This is a genomic window from Nocardioides szechwanensis (assembly GCF_900103935.1).
GTDB classification, from domain to species: Bacteria; Actinomycetota; Actinomycetes; order Propionibacteriales; family Nocardioidaceae; genus Nocardioides; species Nocardioides szechwanensis.
In genome coordinates, this window is the sequence record NZ_FNIC01000002.1 from 207,413 (window position 1) to 224,411 (window position 16,999).

Here is a 16,999-nt window from a genome sequence, read left to right on the forward strand (position 1 = left end):
CTGAGGGCCAGATCTGGTCGTGACGGACGAAGTACGCTGACGGTGCTCTCTCTACCGTCAGGTGGTGATCCCCTCCGTGACCCTGCGTCCTCGTGCCAGCCTCGGGCGCGTCCTCGACGACCTCGGCGCCACCCTGCTCGACCTGGTCGCCGGCGACGCGGAGACCGCCCCGGAGATCGGCGGGGTGGTCATCCACGACCCACTCGACGCCCCGCTGCTGCCGCTCGGGGCGCTGGTGCTCGGCGTGGGCGTCGAGTCGCCGGAGCGGGTCGTCGAGCTGCTCGGGGTGCTGGGCCGGCAGCAGGCCGCCGGCCTGGTGCTGCGCGGGCCGGTGCAGCTCACACCTGAGGTGCACGAGGCCGTCGAGCAGTCCGGCGTCACTCTGCTCGCGCTGAGCCGCGGCGCCCCCTGGGCACACCTGGCCGTGATGCTGCGCTCGGTGCTGGCCGAGGGCGACGTCGGGGTGGCCGAGCCGGAGTCGCTGGGCGGGCTGCCGTCCGGTGACCTGTTCGCGGTCGCCAACGCGATCGCCTCCCTGCTCGACGCCCCGGTCACGATCGAGGACCGCAGCTCGCGGGTGCTCGCCTTCTCCGGGCGCCAGGACGAGGCCGACCCGTCACGGGTCGAGACGATCCTGGGACGCCAGGTGCCCGAGCGCTACGCGCGGGAGCTCTCCGAGCGCGGGGTCTTCCGCGACCTCCACCGCAGCGACCAGCCGGTCTTCGTCAGCCCGGTCGGCGGCGAGGACGGCGACTTCACGCTGCCGCGGGTCGCGGTCGCCGTCCGTGCCGGTGACGAGGTGCTGGGCTCCATCTGGGCCGCCGTACCCGGCCCGCTCAGCGACGAACGCACCCAGGCGCTGTGCGACGCCGCCAAGCTCGTGGCCCTGCACATGCTGCGGGTCCGGGCCGGGGCCGACGTCCAGCGCCGGCTGCGCGCGGACCTGCTGAGCTCGGCGCTGGAGGGCGGGGTGGGTGCCCGCGACGCCCTCGGACGCCTGGGCCTGGCCGGCCATCCGCTGATGGTGATCGGGGTCGCGGTGACCGACCTGAGTGACGACGACAGCTCGGTCGTCCACGAGCGCGAGCGGCTGAGTGACGCGTTCGCGATGCACCTGAGCGCCGTACACCCGCAGTCGGCGTCCGCCCTGATCGGCGGGGTCGCCTACGGGTTGGTCCCGGTCCCGGGGGCGGGCGACGACGCCGAGGAGCGGGCGGTCCGGATCGCGCAGGAGTTCCTCGACCGCGTCGGCGACCGCCGCAGCGCGGTAGTCGGCATCGGCCCCGTCGCCCGCGACGTCGACGGCCTCGCCCAGGCACGCTCCGCCGTCGACCGGGTGCTGCGGGTGCTCCGCGAGCGCCGCGGCGAGCGACGCCTCGCCTGCCTCGACGACATCCAGGTTGAGGCGCTGATGCTGGAGCTGCGCGACATGGTTGCCGCCCGCGGCGACCGGCCGACCGGCCCGCTCGCGCGCCTGATCGAGTACGACGGTCAGCACCACACCAACCTGGTGGAGACCCTGCAGGCCTGGCTGGAGGCGTTCGGTGACGTCGTCGCGGCCTCGGAGGGGCTCTTCGTCCACCCCAACACGTTCCGCTACCGACTGCGCCGCCTCACCGAGGTCGGCGAGGTCGACCTCGGCGACCCCGACGTCCGGTTCGGCCTGATGCTCCAGCTGCGGGTGCTGAAGCCGACCTGACCGTGCCCCAGGCAGGAGTCGAACCTGCGTTGAGCGTAGAGCGGCAACAGGCATCTGAGCAGCAGAAATAGGGCTCTGACCTGCTAAGACATGACAATTTGGTTCGGCCACGAGACGCCACTTGAAGACACATTTTCCCAGAAGTTATGGCACGTGGGTGGCACGCCGTGGCACGATTCCTGCTATGTGCAGGACGCTGTTGACCCCGACGAGCACCGCGGGCGGCGTGGACTATGCCTGAGCGTCGCGCCTTCGGCAGCCTCCGCAAGCTCCCCTCGCGGCGCTGGCAGGCCCGTTACTGCGGTCCTGACGGCGCGGTTCACACGGCGCCCCACACCTTCACCTCCAAGACCGATGCCGACGCCTGGTTGGCCCAGCAGCGCGCTGACATCACTCGCGGCACATGGCAGTCTCCGGCTGAGGTGAAGGCAGTCCAGGAGGCGAGGGAGCGCGCCCGTGTCTCGTTCGGTGACTACTCCCGCCACTGGTTGGAGCACCGCGACCTACGCCCACGCACGCGGCAGCTGTATGACCGAATCTTGGTGCGCGACCTCCTCCCCTCGTTCGGCGAGACGGCACTGAGTGACATCGCCCCGGGGATGGTGCGCGCCTGGTGGCACGAGCTACCGCCCGACCGCCGGACCGGCAACTCGCACGCCTACTCCCTCCTGCGGACGATCATGAGCACGGCGGTGGAAGAGGAACGGGTCGGGACCAACCCTTGCCGCATTCGTGGGGCTGGCGCCCCGAGCAGGAAGCGTCACGTCAAGCCGGCCACCCTGGACGAGCTGGCCGCTATCGCTGAGCACATGCCAGATCGTTGGCGTCTGCTGGTGTGGCTCGGGGCGGCGTGCGCGTTGCGGATCGGTGAAGCGACAGAACTGCGTCGTCGAGACCTCGACCTCAGTCATGCCGAGCTGGCCGTTGTGCGCGTCCGTCGAGCCGTCACCTATCGGGCGGGTCAGACCGTCGTGGGACCGCCCAAGACCGAGGCGGGATCCCGAGACGTGACGCTGCCCCCCAATCTCCGCGGCATGCTCTTGGATCACCTCGATCAGTGGGCACAGCCTGGAGCCGACGGACTTTTGTTCTCTGGCGTGCGTCCGGCCAGTGGTAGCTGCGACTGCGGCCACTCTGGATGCAAGGGCGGGCACTTGGCCGCCACGGCGCTGTATCCGCACTGGGACGCCGCACGGCAAGCGGCTGGACGTCCTGACCTGCGCCTCCACGACCTTCGCCACACGGGTGCCGTCATGGCTGCCCAGGAAGGCGCCACCGTGGCTGAGCTGATGGGTCGCCTCGGACACACGACCCCGGCCATGGCGCTGCGTTACCAGCACGTGGCGGAGGGGCGGGACGCTGAGCTGGCCCGTCGAATGGCTGCTCGCTGGACCGGGTAATCGCGTCGCCTGACGCGGGATGTGGCATTTGAGCCTCTCGGCGGTGCCTGGCGTAGGCGCGGCACCCCGTCGTCAGAAGTCGGGGATGCGGGGGGCGTGATCGTTCTCATGGAGCGGCGGAGTACGGCGCTCGAGGTCGGTGCTGCGCCGTAGCCGCTCGGTGTCGAGGTCGGTCTGGGTGGCCTCGACGTCGACACCCGAGGTGCGGCGCAGCATGCGGGACGCGTCCTGGGCCAGCATGCTGATCTCGAGGGCGACGTCGTTGCCGTCGACAACGAACTCCAACATCGCCGGGTCGGTGTAGTAGCTGCGGATGTGTGCCTCGAGCTGATCGGGGCTCGCGGCCTCGAGGCCCAACCGCGCGGCTAGCGCCACGACGTCGTCGGCATCCTTCGCGCGCTGGGCGATGAGCTTCGTGGCCAGCAGGAAGCCATCGTCGGCATACGTGACGCGAAGGCCGGGTTCGGTTGGCCGGTCGAGGACCCCGCCTGGGAGGGGTGGCATCCACATGCCGGCGTTTGGGTTGAGCCAGCTCTCCGGGAGGCCACGCTCGCGCGCCAGCGCCTTGGCCTCATCGAGCACCACGGTGTCGCGGGTGAGCGCGTCGACGTCCTCGGTGACTCGCGCGCGGCGAGTGCGGTTGGCGGCGATCGCGGCGCCACCGACGACGAAGATCGACGCGGCTACCCCCCGCTGTCGCAGCCGCGCGTCGAGTTCGCCGAGCAGTTCGGTGGTCTCCTCGACGGTGAACTCGTGCCGGCGGCTCGTCATGCCGTCACCAGGTCGCGGGCGGGGACATAGATGTTCTGCTTGCTGAGCCAGGCGGGCGTCTGTGCGCGGACACGGTCGGGGCTGAGGAACGGGTGCTCCGGCGTCCACGGGTCGGTCAGGGGTTGGCGGAGCCCCCAGGCGGGCACTTCGAGGCCGGCGGCTTCGAGCTCGTGAGCAGCGACCGCGGCCAGAAGCGCATCCCACTCGACAGACCCGACGCTGCCCGGCTCAGCCTCCCAGGCGTCGAGCAGGATCTTGTCACTCTCCTCGATGATCACCGCGAGGTGGTCGCGACCTTGGAGCAGCATCCGCCAGATCCATTCGATCTCGCCGACGAGGCAGTACTCACGCATCGCGGCCGCGGTGACCGGTGCCGACATCAGCCCTCGGGAGGCTGCGGCGCCCAGAGCGCGACCGAGTCGACGTGCGCGGACAACGAAGTGTGCGGAGGGCCGGGTGTCACCGGTGAGGTACGTCGAGAGGCGTGGAGCGGAGGTGCCGAGCGCTCGGGCGAAGGCAGCCTGGGACAGGCCGCTCGAAGCCAAGGCCCCGCGGAGGAGGGACATGACCTCATCGGTGTCTGGGTCAGAGCGCAACGTCATGTTCCATCATACCATTATCGAATCCGATAACGGCGCGAGTGAGCCCGATCTGATCACCACCGCGCCGCTGGGATGCGGCGGAGTGCGGCTTCGAGGTCGTCGAGGCGGATGCGGATGGGTCGTCGACCGCATTGGTAGGCGGGGATGGTGCCGTCGCTGATGCGGCGTCGGATGGTCCGAGTGGACAGGGACATGATCTCGGCTGCTTCCTCGAGGCTGAGGTAGGTAGGCAGGTCCCTCTTTCGGTTCATTGCGCGTCGCCTGTCTTCCGCGGGGCCGTGCGGGTCGTGGTTGTTGTGGTGTGGAGGAAGCGGCGGGCTTCGGCGACGGTGATGTAGAGGCGGCCGCAGCCGTTGAAGCGAGCCCAGCATGGGCCGATGCCGCGTTGGCGCCAGTCGCGGACGGTGCGTTGTGGGGTGCGGATGAGGGCGCAGAACTCCTCGAAGGTGAGGAGGCCTCGGTCGTCCCAGTCGTCGGGGATCTGGATCGGGTCCATGGGCGGTGGTCCTGTCTGGTCGGGATGTGTCCTGTCGTAGTCACCAATGGCTAAACAGGGGTCCCGGGCGATCAAGTCACCAGATCTCGTCACTGCACGTCATCGGCGGACACCGCGCGGACGGTCGAATCCGGGCGTGGTCGGGACGGGTTCGGGTGCGCGGCGCGGGCCCCGGTGTGGTGTGAGCACGTCGCCCTCGGGGGCACGGGGACGTACTTGGGGCCCGTAGCGGTGGATGTCGTCGGCCGCGGTCTGGGCAGCGTGATCGGGGCCGAGGTCGGCGCGATCGCGGCTGAAGACGTCGATCCATTGCGCACGGGCGTCGTCCGTGGTCTCGGCGACGAGGTGGGCGGTGTTGTGGTGGCGGCCGCGGGTCATGCCGACGTACGCCGCCGCAGCGCCGGTGGTCTCGCCGATGAGGAGGTGCGCGTGGTCGACGGTCTCGCCCTGGGCGCCGTACACGGTGGTGGCGTACGCGAGCTCGACGTGCTCGCGCACGTAGGAGGCAGGCAGCGTGCGTTCACCGCCGCGGCCGTTCACGAGGAGTCCGCCGTTGTCGTCGGTGCCGGTCACTGTCCAGGTGTCGCGGTTGGCGACGCCGAGGTCGCGGTTGTTGTGGCGGGTGGTGATGCGGTCGCCGGGGGCGATGTGTTCGCCGGCCGCGGTGGTCACCGCCCCGTTGGCGGCAGTATCGCCGCTGGCCAAGCGTTGGTCGCGGATCGCGGCGTTGAGGTCGCGGACCTGGTCGCGGGTGTTGGCGATGACCAGGGCGCCGTCGCCGGTTTTGGCGAGGGCGGCGAGTCGTTCGACGTCGGTGGGGTGGATCTGGATCAGGCCGCGTTGGTGCAGGGCGTCGAAGACGTCTCCTGGTGTGCTGCTAGTGCGCATGAGCAGGGTGAGGTCGGCGTAGGTGGGGTCGCTGAAGCGGTGCACGGTGTCGAGCTCGAGGTGTGCCTCGGGGCGTGCCCAGCGGGCGGCGTGGTCGAGGACGCCGCCGCGGCCGACGGCGGGGAGCTGGTGGCGGTCGCCGACGAACGCGACCCGCGCGCCTGCCTCGTCGGCGACGTTGAGCAGGGCGTGTGCGGTGTCCTGGTCGAGCATCCCGGCTTCGTCGACGAGCAGGACGTCGCCTGGCAGGAGTCGTGCCTGCGCGTCCGGCTGCGCTTCGGCGCGGGTCCAGTGGCCGTCGTCGTCCCATCTGTAGCCGTGCTGGTGGATCAGCCAGGCCGCGGAGTAGGCGTGGGTGCCGATCTGGTCCTGCGCGACGCGTGCTGCCTTCAGGGTCGGAGTGACGACCACCAGTCGGTGCTCGCTCATCTCGAGCAGCTCCCGCGCGGCCGCCAGCGTGGTGGTCTTCCCGGCGCCGGCCGCGCCCTCGATGACCAGCAGCGTGCCGGTGCCACCCAGGGCGGCGACGACCCGTTGTTGTGCGTCGTCGAGCCGGTGTCCGGCGACCGTGCCGCCGACCCGGGCAGCGGCTACCGGCTGCTCGGCGCGCCCCGCGAGACGGGTGACCAGATCGGCCTCGACATAGAGCACCAGGTCGGAGGTGAGGGCGCGGACGTGCTCGGGCACGTCGTCGCGGGCCAGCAGCGGCACGCACCGTACGAGGATGCGTGCGGTGAGGTCCTCGGCGAGCTCGCGGCGCACCGAGGGATGGGCGACGACGCCGACAGAGGCGACGATCCGCTCCACCTCGCCGCGGATGTCAGCGGCGTTCCAGCTCGACCGGCGCGCTGCCAGCCGCGACAGCACGAGGTCGACCACCGCGTCCCGGTTGATCCGGCCGATCTGAGTGCCCAGGGCCGGGGGATCGACGCCCGGGTCTGTGGTCGGGGGTGGGGGAGTGAACCCGAGCTCGCGGAGCTCCTCGACCCACCGGCGTCGGAGGTCGGCGCCGTCGGTGGGCACGACCTTGTCGGGGCGGGCTTGGGACCAGGCGCGGCGGTCCCAGGTGCGTCGCAGCGACGGGCCGGGTTCCTGGCCGGGGTGCTCGCTGCGCCAGGTGGCCTCGTAGCGGTCGATGTTGCGGGTGATCTGGGCGGCGCGGGCGCTGAACGCTGGTGTGTACGGCGCGAGCTCGACGACCTCGCCGGACTCGGGAGCGAGGGTGTAGCCGTGCGCCGCGAGCACCGAACGGAACTCGGGGTCACACATCTCGGCGGCGTGTCCGATCCCGTTGATGGCCTCGATGCTGTCGACCACCCCGACGGAGTGGAGTCCTCGCCAGGCGCCGGCGGCGAAGACGCGGGCGTTGATCTGCAGGTGGAGGTGACGGTGCGGGTCACCGGCCCGGCTCGTGTAGTGGCGTACGACGGCGGCCTCGAGCTTCTCGACCCCGACCTGGATTTGTCGGCCCCGGGGTCCGATTCGGGTGGTGGCGTGCTCGGCGAGCCAGCCGATGATCTCGGCCGCGGCCTTGTCCTGCGCGGCGTCGTACGCGGCGGCGATCTCGGGGTGCAGCGTCGCGGCCAGTGACCAGGTCTTCGGGCCGTTTACGACGACCTCGACGAACCGCAGCCCGCGCGCATCGGTGCGGAGCCGACCCTTCGCCTGCCCGGTCTCGACGTCGTAGCCGGCGACCCACCGCTCGTAGGCGTCGCCGTCCAGCGTCCCCCCGTCCTGAACTGCGGAAACACCGCGTCCCCCCACCGCCGGGGGAGTCGTGGCGACGTACCTGGTCGCGACGCCGGTGCCTTCAGCGAGGTAGTAGTCATCAACCCGGGAGCGGTCGGCCTCGACGTACGACCGCGCCGCGGAAGCGGAGCCGCGGTAGAACTTGACCCCACCGTGCACGCGCCGTCACCGCCCGTCAGTCGTCGTCAACTAGCCTTGAAATGACTCACGGCCCACCCCGAGGGGCGGACCGATCTACGGACCTTCGTAGCATGCGGGCCGCTCGATTTTGAAGGCTCTAGACGGGTGCTCGGAGCGGCACTTTCAGGACTCGTCCGTCCTCGTCAAGGGATGTCAGTAGCGATTCGAGTTGATGATCATCGAGGGCGCCTCCCTCTCCGAGGTCGATCACGACTGCGAGTCCCCCCGAGGGTCGATCTACCTGGACGCCGTGGACCTCGAAGGCCGCACCCTCCTCCGGGTCACCAAGATCGAGGTCCCCCCGTGACCACGCAGGCGACGGACCGGGGCCTGTGGGTCGCGGGCCAGCACCTGGCCGAGTCCCTGGCGGTCGCGAACAAGGTCGACCAGACGATCTTTGTCGGCGACGCGAAGCGCAAGGGCAACTGCGTCGCGGCGTGTGTCGCAACCCTGCTAGGTGTTCCGCTCGACCGGGTGCCGCACTTCATCGAGTTAGGCATCGCCTACGGCGACTCCGAGGACGTGGCTGAGGTCAGCCACGGCAACAACTGGTGGGCCATGATGCTCGGCTACCTCGCAGGCCACGGCCTGTGGGTGGTCGAGCTCGAGAACCCCACGACCGCAGAGCGCGACGAGCTGGTGCTCGTGGCCGGGATGAGCCCTCGCGGCGTGGTGCACCAGGTCATCTACTGCTACGGGTCGCTGTGGCACGACCCCACCCCTCGCGAGCGGGCGTTCTTGACGTGCGCGAGGTCCTGGCGGTCCGGCCGTTGCCCGGGTTCGACCATTCACCTACGGAGGTTTCGTCATGACCGCTGAGGGCGGAGCGCTGCGTGCGTTGGTGTCGGACTGGCAGGCCAACGGCAACAGCCGGGAGCTGGACGACCCCCGAGCCGACGTGTGGCAGGAGTGCGCTCGGCAGTTGCTCACGGTCCTCGACGCCGCCGCCCGTTCCCAGCACCCCGAAGACCGCGAGGGGGTGGGGACTGGCGCAGGCGAGGGCGCGACCGGGCAGGACACCGGCACCGCGTGGGTTACTCGCTCGACGGACTCCTCGACGAGTCGGCCGAGAAGTACGTGATCCTCGCCAACGCGATCGGGACACTGGTCGCCCAGGGCCGTCCCGAGCGCACGATCCGGAAGTGGCTCGAGCCGCCCATCAAGCACGTCGACGACAAGTGCACTGTCTGCCGCCGGGCCTGGCCGCCGACCGAGCACAACGTCTGCCCTGGTGACCTACTCACTAAGAAGCCGTGTGGCGGCGAGCTGCGGCCGGTCAAGCGCGGCAACCCAGAGCGCGTCGTGGATTCGTACTGCGTGGTGGCCACGCACCAGGTGATGGTGTGGTGGCCCGACCTGTGGCGACTCCATCTAACGGTCTTGGTGCGTCGTCGTCGCAGCGCCTAGCTTTTACAAAGGAAACGATCACAACGTTCCGCGCGCCCGAGATTCGGCTTACTCTCACATTCTCGCGTGTGCCGATCCAGACGGAGACGCTGAACTAAGAGGACTCCGGGTGTCCAAACCACGTCTTAGCAAGTCTGGTCTCGCATTCACGGCGGGACTCTCCATGGCTCTCCTTGGTGCCACATTCGTCGGCGTCTCGGGGTCCGCAGCGGTTACCCCATCCGTGGTCGCTTCGGAAGCATGCCCGCAGAATGACGGCACCTTGACGGTGTCCGAAGCTGACGGTTCGTCCGCTACCGCATGCTCGCTCGTGGGCGACAAGGTCGCCGGCGAACTGGGAGTCCTGCCTGTTCCCGATCCTGGATACATCGCCGAGGTCGAGGACATGCGCGTGGACGGAGGCTCAACGAGCATGAGCGTCGAAACCACGCTAGAGGGCAATATCGAGGTCATCGAAGAAGGGGCCGACCTTGAGGGATCCCCGGGACAAATTCCTGACCCAACCGTAGGCCCATGCGATTCGCAGCAGTACGCGTTGCTTGCCAGAAAGTGGTACACCGCAGCTGTGCCGTGGTACATCAACGCGGGCACCATTCGTGCGGATGATCTCGTAGCCAGCAACGCCGTCACGTCCATGAGAAGCGCCATGGAGAACATCACCCAGCAGAACAATCAGTGCGGCATGCCTGACCAAGTCGACATCGGGCAGGTTTACCAGGGTGACACGAACGCGACGGCAGCAATCGGGTACAACTCCGCTGGGCAATCCACATGCGCTGCAGCAAGCAGCCCGTCGCACAACGGCATCCACACGGTGTACTTCGACAACCGTCAACCCAACGTTTTGGGAACCACATGCACAATCGCTGTCGCCCACGCAGGCGCCAGCGAGATAGTCGAAGCAGACATTGAGTTGGACAACGATGCAAACGTATGGACCACCAACGGCGCCGGCCCCGGCTGCAGCACCGAGTACGATCTCGAGGGAGCACTCACCCACGAGTTCGGTCACTGGTTCGGCCTGGATCACGTGAGCGACACGCACCAAACGATGCTCCGCGCGGTCTCACCTTGCTTCATTGGCTTCCGCACCCTCGGTAAGGGCGACGTGCTCGGCCTCCAGGCGCGCTACTGATGGAACCAAGGAGTCCCCACATCCGTCCAACCAGTCTCGGGCAGGTCGAACGAAGGGGCACAACATGCTAAGAAGGTTCGCCGTAACTGTTCTCACAGTCGGCGCAATGTGGGGCGTCACGTCCTGCGGAGAAGCAACCGGTACTGGAGCAGAGTGGGCTGCTGAGCCAACGCCAGCAAGCTCCTCAGATGTTCCACCGATGACTTGCAAGGTCACAACCTCAGTTAGCGACCTGTACGAGGCAAACGCCGAAGTCGGTGCCGAGTCTCCGGAGCAGGTGATGAACGGATGGGCCGAGGATGACGTCAACATCGTGATCGCCGAGGAGTCCGACTCCTCGGCGCGTGGGTACGTCGTGGACGACGAACGCGGAACAGTGGTCAGCGCAAGCTTGACGAAGCTCCCTCAGGGCGGCTGGGTCGCGGACGAGATCTCCCGCTGCGCCGACTGACCTTTCGAGGTCAGCTACTGCGTGGTGGCCACGCACCAGGTGATGGTGTGGTGGCCGGATCTGTGGCGGCTGCACATGAGCCGTCCGAACAAGCGCGCATTCTTCGCCCGCTGTGGCGTCTGCCTCGCAGATTCCCCGCCGTCGCCCGACGAGGGGACCGCTGTGGGTTGGGCTCATAACCACGAGAAGTCTCATTAACCAACGGCAGCATCCCGCGTTGCGGGCGGCTACGCTCGCCCGCTTTGCCGCGTTCCGCGCGGTCTTGCCGATGAGCGTGCGGCACGTCGCGTGCTCCGGAGAGACTCCGACATCGAAGGGCTCAGCGAAGTGCACGGTCACCGAGTGCTCAGAGTCCATGGCAAGGGCGACAAGGTCGTGCTCACCCCGCTACCGCCAGCCGTTGGCCGCGCCATCGATCGGGCCAAAGGCGACCGAAGTTCCGGGCCAATCCTGCGCAGCCGCGCCGAGACCAGGATGAGCGGACATGTCGCCACGCGCCGGCTCAAGCGGCTTGCCGCCACGGCTGGCATCGAGATTGCTCGGATGCACCCGCACATGCTTCGCCACACCTTTGTCACCACGATGCTCGACGCAGGCGTGGACCTCCGCGACGTTCAGATCGCTGCCCGGCACGCCGACCCCCGAACAACCATGCGCTACGACCGTGCACGCAAGAACCTCGACCGCCATCCCAACTACATCCTCGCCGCCTTCATGGCGTCGGGAACCTGACGCTCGGCGACGGGGTCGGTGCGGATCCCATGGGCGCCGACGCCGCGATCATGGACGCCTCGGCGCACCCCGCTCCCACCAGTCGGTCGGTGCCTGGTCACCAATCAGGCTCGCGGTGAACTCGACGTCGGAGAGGTTGCAGAACTTCCAGAGCTCCTTCGCGGCACGGCTGTACTGGAAGATGACCTGGTCGGTCTGAAAGGCATCAAGTTCGCCTGCACGAAAGCCGTAAACAGCGTCGCCCACACGCTGGACAAGCTCGGCCAATCGAGCCTCGTGATACGCCGCCACAACCTCGCGCTCAGCCCGGCGCTCTGACTTGTCGGACATATGGCGAGGCTACTAAACCAACGGCCGCAGGACCCACCTCGTCGGCAATGACCTCATCGCGGCAGATGAGTGCATTCACTGGGAGAGGCGTGTGAAGCCGTGGCCGGCAAGCCGCGGGGCCTCAGCGACGATCCGCGCTGCTGTCTCGTCGGCGGTGAGTGCTGTGGTGTCGAACCACCAGCCCATGGTGCCGAAGCCGCGGCGCATCTCGGCCGCCAACGACTCGTAGCCTTCAAAGAAGAACTGATCCTCAGGGTCGCGCTCGGCGTTTCGGTGGCGGCATGCATCGATGCTGGGCGCCAGAACCACAAGCAGCACCCGTCGAGGGCTCAGAGCCAGGTGGTAGAAATCGAGCTGGGCACGGTCCGGGATGATCCAGTCGATGACCGGAGTGATGCCCGCGTCGGCGAAGTTCGCCGCGAGAGCGCACAGGTTCTCGTTGCAGAGCTGGACCTGGCGCGCAGCTTCGGCGGCCGGCCTGTCGAGTGGCCCGACCCGGCCGCTGACGACCAACCGGTTGACCTGGTCGCCGTTCAGCACCGCCGAGCGGTTGAGGCGACCGGCGACCAGGCGCGAGACGGTCGACTTGCCGGAGCCGGGTGCCCCTGTGACGATCAGGCAGCACCCTCCGTTGTCCAACACCGCCTCATGCGCCTGTCTGCTCGGCGCCGGTCGGTCGGAAGGTCCAGCGCAGGGCGTCCGGCATCAGGACACCGCCGTGATTCGGGCTGTGGCCTCCGTCGCCGAGGACGAGCCGAAAGTCGTACTCTGCCTCTGCCAGCGCAGCGGCGACCCGCAGGTTGTTGGCGAGCCAGTTCCACTCCGGCTCGTTCCAGTACAGGTCGCGGTGGCCGGCCTGCATGAAGATGCGCAGCGGCTTGCGGGGCGCCTCGGGAATGAGCGCAGGGTAGGGGTTGCCGTCCGGCATCTGCACGAAGCTGGACAGGCAGCAGATGACCCGGCGGAAGGCGTCGGGGCGCAGCCACGCGGCGGTGAGGGCACAGTTGCCGCCACTGCTGCCGCCGCAGATACCCCAGCGGTCGGGGTCGTCGGTGATCGCCCACCTCGTCGTGACCTCGGGGATGACCTCGTCCAGGAGGAAGTTGACGTAGCGGTCGTCGAAAGCGTCGTACTCGGCGTTGCGGTTCTTCCGGTCGTCGGGATCCTCGACATCCTCGAAGACCCCCGGGTCCACAAACACGCCGATGGTGATCGGGATGTCGCCGCGGTGGATGAGGTTGTCCAGCACGATGGCGCCGCGGACCTCCCCGTCGGGGCTCAGGTAGAACTGCCCATCCTGGAAGACCATCAACGACGCCGGCTCCAGCGCGTCGTACTGCGCGGGCACGTAGACCCAGAACTTGCGTGACGTGCCCGGGTACGCGGTGCTGTCGTTCCACTCGAACGCCGTGATCGTGCCCGTGGGCACGCCTTCCTGAACAGTCGAGTCGGGGCCGTGGAGGTAGCGGACGTCCGACTGGTCGCTGGGAAGCGGGCCGAAGGGAATCTCCGTGGTCACTCCGCGCAACTTACACAAAGAGGTCATGGCTCACGACGGCTTTTCTCGCCCGCTCATCAAGCAGATCCGTGCGTCCCCCTGCTGAGTGTCAGCCATGGCTCCGGGTGTGGGCGGCCGAGTCGCCGCCAAGTGTTCTTGTCGCCCCCCAAGCGGTGCGGAGAACGGTCCGGAGGGCGGGCACCCAGCACGGGTGCCGCGGGCCGAGCTTGAACACATCTGCGTAGTGCGGCAATGCGCCCAGGTGCTTGAGCGAAGGAACTCTCGCCTGTCTGCGCTCTGTGGCACGTGGGTGGCACGCGGTGTTAATTGGATCGGCATATTGGGCGTATGACCTGCGTGAACTGTGGTGCCCCAGGCAGGAGTCGAACCTGCGACCTTTCGCTTAGGAGGCGGCTGCTCTATCCACTGAGCTACTGGGGCGTGGGCGCCAGCGGTCGGTGTCGGCGCCGCGCCAGCGGGTAGTTTGCCACGGGCTCGGGGGAGGCGAGGGTTTGGCCTACTCACCAGTCGGCGCGACAATTTGGGTTCCGCTCAGGTTCGGCCAGTAACTTCACAAGTGCGCAACCCGTCCTGTCCCCGTCCGCGAAGGTGAGAATGTCAGACGCAGAGCACGGCCCTGCCGAGACCTCCTCGACCCCGGATGGCAAGGGGCGGCGCCGCGGCCGCGTCCGCAAGCGTCACGTCGTCGCCAAGGTCGTGGTCGCCACGCTGGTGGTGCTCGGCATGGTCACGGGCCTGTCAGTGGTGTTCATCGCGCGACACCTGTCCGACAACCTCACGGTGCTCGACATCTCCGACCAGCTCACGGACCGGCCCGACAAGGCGCGGTCCAACGAGCCCCAGGAGCCGCTCAACATCCTGGTCATGGGCTCCGACACCCGCGACGGCGACGGCAACAACATCGACGGCCTCACCGGTGACGGCGCCCGCTCCGACACCACGATCCTGATGCACCTCTCCGCGGACCGCGAGCACGCGTACGGCGTCAGCATCCCGCGCGACTCGCTGGTCACCCGCCCCGACTGCAAGACCAAGGACGGCGAGACCATCCCCGGTGGCGAGGACGAGATGTGGAACACCGCCTTCGCCCTCGGCGGGCCGGCGTGCACGATCCAGCAGTTCGAGCAGCTGACCGACGTCCGCGTCGACCACTTCGTCGTCGTCGACTTCGCGGGCTTCAAGGACATGGTCGACGCCATCGACGGCGTCGAGGTCTGCATCCCCGAGGACATCGAGGACCCCGCCCACGGGATCAGCATCCCGGCCGGCACCCGCGAGATCCGGGGCAAGGAGGCGCTCAACTATGTCCGGGCGCGCTACACGCTGGGCGACGGCTCCGACATCGGCCGCATCCAGCGTCAGCAGGCGTTCATCGCCGCCATGGCCGCGAAGGTCATCTCCGGTGGCACCATCGCCCGCTTCGACCGGCTGGTCGGCTTCCTCAACGCCGCCACCAAGTCGCTGATCGTCGACCCGGGCCTCGAGGACGTCTTCAAGATCGGGCGCCTCGGCCTCGGGTTCAAGAACATCGGCCTCGACAACATCAAGTTCGTCACCGTGCCGTGGGCCTACGACACCCGCGAGGGCTACGAAGGACGCGTCGTGTGGCTCCCCGAGGCCGACAAGGTCTGGCAGCGGGTCCTCGACGACGAGCCGCTGAGCCGACGCCTCACCTCCGACGCCATCGACGCCGGCCAGCTGCCCGGCTCCGGGAGCGGTACGCCGAGCGGCGGGGCCAGCGGGTCGCCCAGCGGCTCCGCCAGCCCGGACCCCGACGAGGACCTGGCCGCCGAGCGTGAGGCCGCAGGTCTCTGCGCATGACCGAGACCCCGGACCCGACGACGGAGACCGAGTGGCAGCGCAAGCGCCGTCTGGCCGCGGTGTTCGGCGACGTACTGCCCGACACCACCAGCGACGAGCGCGAGCCCGGTGCCCCCTCCGACGGCAACCCCTCCGAGGAGTGGCTCAAGGCTCAGGTGCCGCCTCACCACGGAGGCTGACCCGGGAGTCCGGGCAGGTTCTGGGGGTTTCGCCGTCGTTCTGGCGAGTAGGAACTGCCCGGAACGACGGGGATCTCAGCATCTGCTGAGATCCGCCGGGCCCGGCAAGCCGAGCGTCAGGCCTGGGGGCGGGTCGCCAGCAGGTCGCGGATCTCCTGGAGCAGCCTGATGTCCTCGGGCGTGCCCGGCTCGGGGCTCGGGAAGAAGCGCTCCTTGGCCTTGACGTAGGGCGTGACTACGAAGAAGTAGACGACCGCGGCCAGGATCAGGAACGCGATGAGGGCGGTCAGGAACGGGCCTACCTCGACTTCGCCGGGTGCGTAGTTGTCGAAGTTGGGCTGCTCGCCTCCGAGCATCTTGGCGATGGCGGAGAGCAGCATGCCGGTGAAGGCGGTGACGACCGCGGCGAACGCGGTGCCGATGATGACAGCCACGGCGAGGTCGACGAGGTTGCCCCGGAGGATGAAGTTCTTGAAGCCAGTCATGGCTTCGAACCTATCCACCGCTCCAGGTGAATGTCACAAACGCGCGGACCGCGGCGGCGGCGATGCCGGGCACCTCGTCCGGCTCCGCGCCGACGACGACCAGGCGCCCGGGCAGACCCGACGCGGTGACTCCCTCGGCCTCGGTCTCGTCCGGGATCGCCAGCACCGGCAGGCCGGAGGCCACGACCTCGGCGTCGCCGGCCCGGGGGTCGGCCGCGAGCAGGTCGACCCGGTCACCCACCTCGAGCAGCGCGACCATCCCGCCGTCGGGCAGTCGGACCGGGGTGGCGACCAGCCCGGGTGAGCCGGCGGTGAGCAACGGCCCCACGAGACGTACGGCGGTCACCGGCTCGCCGCGGCGCAGCGGGGCCGCCAGCGTGCGACCGACGGCGTCGTCGGCCAGGTCGTCGGGCACCGATCCGGGTGCGAAGTCGACCGCCACCAGGTCGTCGGCGCGGAGCACCGCGCCGGCCGGGAGGTCGCGGGCCGCGACGCTGACGGTCACGGTCGCGGGTGGGGGAGCGGTCACCGCGTGCAGCCCCGCGGCCACGGCGACCGCGGTCAGCAGCGCCGCGAGCGGCCGGCGGCGCCGCAGCACCGCGCGGCGCAGCCGCCGGCGTACGCCCGTCAGGCGGTCACGGGTGCCGGCGAGGTGGGGGTCCATCCCACGACGCTAGGTGAGCGCGGCCCGGGACGGGTCCGCTCTCCACAGGGGTCAGGAGGAGGCGCTCGCCGCGGGGGTCGCTGCGGCCGGCTTCGACTCGGTCTTGGACTCGGACTTCGTCTCGGTCTTGGTCGCGGTCGACTCGGACTTCGCGGCCGGAGCGTCGGTCGAGCTGGTGGTCGACCGGCTGTCGTTGCGGTAGAAGCCGGAGCCCTTGAAGACCACGCCCACGGCGTTGAACAGCTTGCGTAGGCGGCCGTCGCACTGCGGGCAGTCGGTGAGCGTGTCCTCGGAGAAGCTCTGGAACTGCTCGAAGTCGTGCCCGCAGTCGGTGCAGGCGTACTGGTAGGTCGGCACGGTGTCTCCTCGATGGTGTGAAAAGACTTCGTCTTTCCATTGGGAGTACTCGCTGCGCTCGTACATCCCGCGCGGAATCTGGCACTCCGCCCTGGCGACTGCCAATTCTACGACACGGCACAATGTGTCGCAGC

21 protein-coding genes, 1 tRNA gene and 1 pseudogene are annotated in these 16,999 nt (G+C 68.8%); 10 read left to right on the forward strand and 13 right to left on the reverse strand.

Features of this window, described 5'->3' with window-relative positions; translation table 11 throughout:
- The first annotated feature begins 64 nt into the window (after window positions 1-64).
- Both BLR90_RS06185 and BLR90_RS06190 read left to right on the forward strand, forming a co-directional pair.
- A complete protein-coding gene (locus tag BLR90_RS06185) occupies window positions 65-1,699 on the forward strand; it encodes a PucR family transcriptional regulator (RefSeq protein ID WP_218029375.1) in 1,635 nt (544 codons plus the stop codon).
- Between the two features lie 233 nt (window positions 1,700-1,932).
- The gene (locus BLR90_RS06190; RefSeq protein WP_091023609.1) at window positions 1,933-3,099 is read left to right on the forward strand and encodes a tyrosine-type recombinase/integrase; all 1,167 of its coding nucleotides are present in this window, start codon (window positions 1,933-1,935) and stop codon (window positions 3,097-3,099) included.
- A 72-nt stretch (window positions 3,100-3,171) separates the two neighbouring features.
- On the opposite strand, the gene BLR90_RS06195 is transcribed toward BLR90_RS06190, so the two are convergent.
- From BLR90_RS06195 to mobF, 6 genes and pseudogenes are all read right to left on the reverse strand, one after another.
- Window positions 3,172-3,870, reverse strand: coding sequence for a hypothetical protein (locus tag BLR90_RS06195; protein ID WP_091023611.1), 699 nt, complete (start codon window positions 3,868-3,870; stop codon window positions 3,172-3,174).
- Window positions 3,867-4,250 carry a hypothetical protein gene (locus BLR90_RS21230; RefSeq protein WP_218029376.1) on the reverse strand — a complete coding sequence of 128 codons (384 nt, stop codon included), beginning with the start codon at window positions 4,248-4,250 and terminating at the stop codon, window positions 3,867-3,869. Before BLR90_RS21230 ends, BLR90_RS06195 begins: the two co-directional genes overlap by 4 nt.
- A gap of 33 nt (window positions 4,251-4,283) precedes the next feature.
- A pseudogene (locus tag BLR90_RS21750) lies at window positions 4,284-4,472 on the reverse strand (helix-turn-helix domain-containing protein); the annotation flags it as partial.
- A 53-nt stretch (window positions 4,473-4,525) separates the two neighbouring features.
- A complete protein-coding gene (locus tag BLR90_RS06205) occupies window positions 4,526-4,723 on the reverse strand; it encodes a helix-turn-helix domain-containing protein (protein ID WP_091023615.1) in 198 nt (65 codons plus the stop codon).
- Window positions 4,720-4,968 (reverse strand): PLC family EF-hand domain-containing protein, encoded by a 249-nt coding sequence (locus tag BLR90_RS06210; protein WP_091023616.1) that lies wholly within the window; start codon window positions 4,966-4,968, stop codon window positions 4,720-4,722. Before BLR90_RS06210 ends, BLR90_RS06205 begins: the two co-directional genes overlap by 4 nt.
- A 99-nt stretch (window positions 4,969-5,067) precedes the next feature.
- Entirely contained in the window at window positions 5,068-7,764 is a 2,697-nt protein-coding gene (gene mobF / locus BLR90_RS06215; RefSeq protein WP_091023618.1) for a MobF family relaxase, read from the reverse strand.
- 190 nt (window positions 7,765-7,954) lie between these two features.
- On the opposite strand from mobF, the gene BLR90_RS20920 reads away from it, so the two are divergent.
- The 6 genes from BLR90_RS20920 to BLR90_RS06240 all read left to right on the forward strand — a co-directional run bounded on the left by BLR90_RS20920 (window position 7,955) and on the right by BLR90_RS06240 (window position 11,510).
- On the forward strand, window positions 7,955-8,092 hold the full coding sequence (locus BLR90_RS20920) for a hypothetical protein (RefSeq protein ID WP_170254269.1): 138 nt from the start codon (window positions 7,955-7,957) through the stop codon (window positions 8,090-8,092).
- Window positions 8,089-8,604 carry a hypothetical protein gene (locus tag BLR90_RS06220; RefSeq protein WP_091023619.1) on the forward strand — a complete coding sequence of 172 codons (516 nt, stop codon included), beginning with the start codon at window positions 8,089-8,091 and terminating at the stop codon, window positions 8,602-8,604. Before BLR90_RS20920 ends, BLR90_RS06220 begins: the two co-directional genes overlap by 4 nt.
- Before the next feature lie 210 nt (window positions 8,605-8,814).
- On the forward strand, window positions 8,815-9,192 hold the full coding sequence (locus tag BLR90_RS06225) for a hypothetical protein (protein ID WP_091023621.1): 378 nt from the start codon (window positions 8,815-8,817) through the stop codon (window positions 9,190-9,192).
- A gap of 310 nt (window positions 9,193-9,502) precedes the next feature.
- On the forward strand, window positions 9,503-10,327 hold the full coding sequence (locus BLR90_RS06230; protein ID WP_170254270.1) for a matrixin family metalloprotease: 825 nt from the start codon (window positions 9,503-9,505) through the stop codon (window positions 10,325-10,327).
- Window positions 10,328-10,526: 199 nt separating this feature from the next.
- A complete protein-coding gene (locus tag BLR90_RS06235) occupies window positions 10,527-10,778 on the forward strand; it encodes a hypothetical protein (RefSeq protein ID WP_091023624.1) in 252 nt (83 codons plus the stop codon).
- A 342-nt stretch (window positions 10,779-11,120) separates the two neighbouring features.
- Window positions 11,121-11,510, forward strand: coding sequence for a tyrosine-type recombinase/integrase (locus BLR90_RS06240; RefSeq protein ID WP_245715184.1), 390 nt, complete (start codon window positions 11,121-11,123; stop codon window positions 11,508-11,510).
- A 48-nt stretch (window positions 11,511-11,558) separates the two neighbouring features.
- On the opposite strand, the gene BLR90_RS06245 is transcribed toward BLR90_RS06240, so the two are convergent.
- The 4 genes from BLR90_RS06245 to BLR90_RS06260 all read right to left on the reverse strand — a co-directional run bounded on the left by BLR90_RS06245 (window position 11,559) and on the right by BLR90_RS06260 (window position 13,779).
- Window positions 11,559-11,840 carry a hypothetical protein gene (locus tag BLR90_RS06245; RefSeq protein WP_091023628.1) on the reverse strand — a complete coding sequence of 94 codons (282 nt, stop codon included), beginning with the start codon at window positions 11,838-11,840 and terminating at the stop codon, window positions 11,559-11,561.
- A gap of 75 nt (window positions 11,841-11,915) precedes the next feature.
- A complete protein-coding gene (locus tag BLR90_RS06250) occupies window positions 11,916-12,479 on the reverse strand; it encodes an AAA family ATPase (protein ID WP_245715185.1) in 564 nt (187 codons plus the stop codon).
- A 7-nt stretch (window positions 12,480-12,486) separates the two neighbouring features.
- Window positions 12,487-13,359 carry an alpha/beta hydrolase gene (locus tag BLR90_RS06255; protein WP_091023631.1) on the reverse strand — a complete coding sequence of 291 codons (873 nt, stop codon included), beginning with the start codon at window positions 13,357-13,359 and terminating at the stop codon, window positions 12,487-12,489.
- A 344-nt stretch (window positions 13,360-13,703) separates the two neighbouring features.
- A tRNA-Arg gene (locus tag BLR90_RS06260) sits at window positions 13,704-13,779 on the reverse strand.
- A gap of 174 nt (window positions 13,780-13,953) precedes the next feature.
- On the opposite strand from BLR90_RS06260, the gene BLR90_RS06265 reads away from it, so the two are divergent.
- A complete protein-coding gene (locus BLR90_RS06265; RefSeq protein WP_091023633.1) occupies window positions 13,954-15,180 on the forward strand; it encodes an LCP family protein in 1,227 nt (408 codons plus the stop codon).
- On the forward strand, window positions 15,177-15,359 hold the full coding sequence (locus BLR90_RS06270) for a hypothetical protein (RefSeq protein ID WP_091023635.1): 183 nt from the start codon (window positions 15,177-15,179) through the stop codon (window positions 15,357-15,359). The genes BLR90_RS06265 and BLR90_RS06270 overlap by 4 nt, the downstream gene beginning before the upstream one ends.
- Window positions 15,360-15,475: 116 nt before the next feature.
- Here the strand turns inward: BLR90_RS06270 and BLR90_RS06275 are convergent, their stop codons facing one another.
- Genes BLR90_RS06275 through BLR90_RS06285 form a run of 3 tightly spaced genes read right to left on the reverse strand, consistent with a single transcriptional unit; the run spans window position 15,476 to window position 16,865 of the window.
- Window positions 15,476-15,844 carry an MscL family protein gene (locus BLR90_RS06275; protein ID WP_091023637.1) on the reverse strand — a complete coding sequence of 123 codons (369 nt, stop codon included), beginning with the start codon at window positions 15,842-15,844 and terminating at the stop codon, window positions 15,476-15,478.
- Window positions 15,845-15,854: 10 nt separating this feature from the next.
- A complete protein-coding gene (locus BLR90_RS06280) occupies window positions 15,855-16,508 on the reverse strand; it encodes an SAF domain-containing protein (RefSeq protein WP_091023639.1) in 654 nt (217 codons plus the stop codon).
- 51 nt (window positions 16,509-16,559) lie between these two features.
- Complete coding sequence (locus tag BLR90_RS06285; RefSeq protein ID WP_091023641.1) at window positions 16,560-16,865, reverse strand: FmdB family zinc ribbon protein; 306 nt, start codon at window positions 16,863-16,865, stop codon at window positions 16,560-16,562.
- Window positions 16,866-16,999: the final 134 nt, after the last annotated feature.

Bases quoted from the DNA above. Each gene is read 5' to 3' on its own strand.
- BLR90_RS06210 (WP_091023616.1), bottom strand. From the start codon at position 4,968: ATGGACCCGATCCAGATCCCCGACGACTGGGACGACCGAGGCCTCCTC.
- BLR90_RS06280 (WP_091023639.1), bottom strand. From the start codon at position 16,508: ATGGACCCCCACCTCGCCGGCACCCGTGACCGCCTGACGGGCGTACGC.
- BLR90_RS06205 (WP_091023615.1), bottom strand. From the start codon at position 4,723: ATGAACCGAAAGAGGGACCTGCCTACCTACCTCAGCCTCGAGGAAGCA.
- BLR90_RS21230 (WP_218029376.1), bottom strand. From the start codon at position 4,250: ATGTCGGCACCGGTCACCGCGGCCGCGATGCGTGAGTACTGCCTCGTC.
- BLR90_RS06235 (WP_091023624.1), top strand. From the start codon at position 10,527: ATGACTTGCAAGGTCACAACCTCAGTTAGCGACCTGTACGAGGCAAAC.
- BLR90_RS06190 (WP_091023609.1), top strand. From the start codon at position 1,933: ATGCCTGAGCGTCGCGCCTTCGGCAGCCTCCGCAAGCTCCCCTCGCGG.
- BLR90_RS06265 (WP_091023633.1), top strand. From the start codon at position 13,954: ATGTCAGACGCAGAGCACGGCCCTGCCGAGACCTCCTCGACCCCGGAT.
- BLR90_RS06245 (WP_091023628.1), bottom strand. From the start codon at position 11,840: ATGTCCGACAAGTCAGAGCGCCGGGCTGAGCGCGAGGTTGTGGCGGCG.
- BLR90_RS06195 (WP_091023611.1), bottom strand. From the start codon at position 3,870: ATGACGAGCCGCCGGCACGAGTTCACCGTCGAGGAGACCACCGAACTG.
- BLR90_RS06270 (WP_091023635.1), top strand. From the start codon at position 15,177: ATGACCGAGACCCCGGACCCGACGACGGAGACCGAGTGGCAGCGCAAG.
- BLR90_RS06275 (WP_091023637.1), bottom strand. From the start codon at position 15,844: ATGACTGGCTTCAAGAACTTCATCCTCCGGGGCAACCTCGTCGACCTC.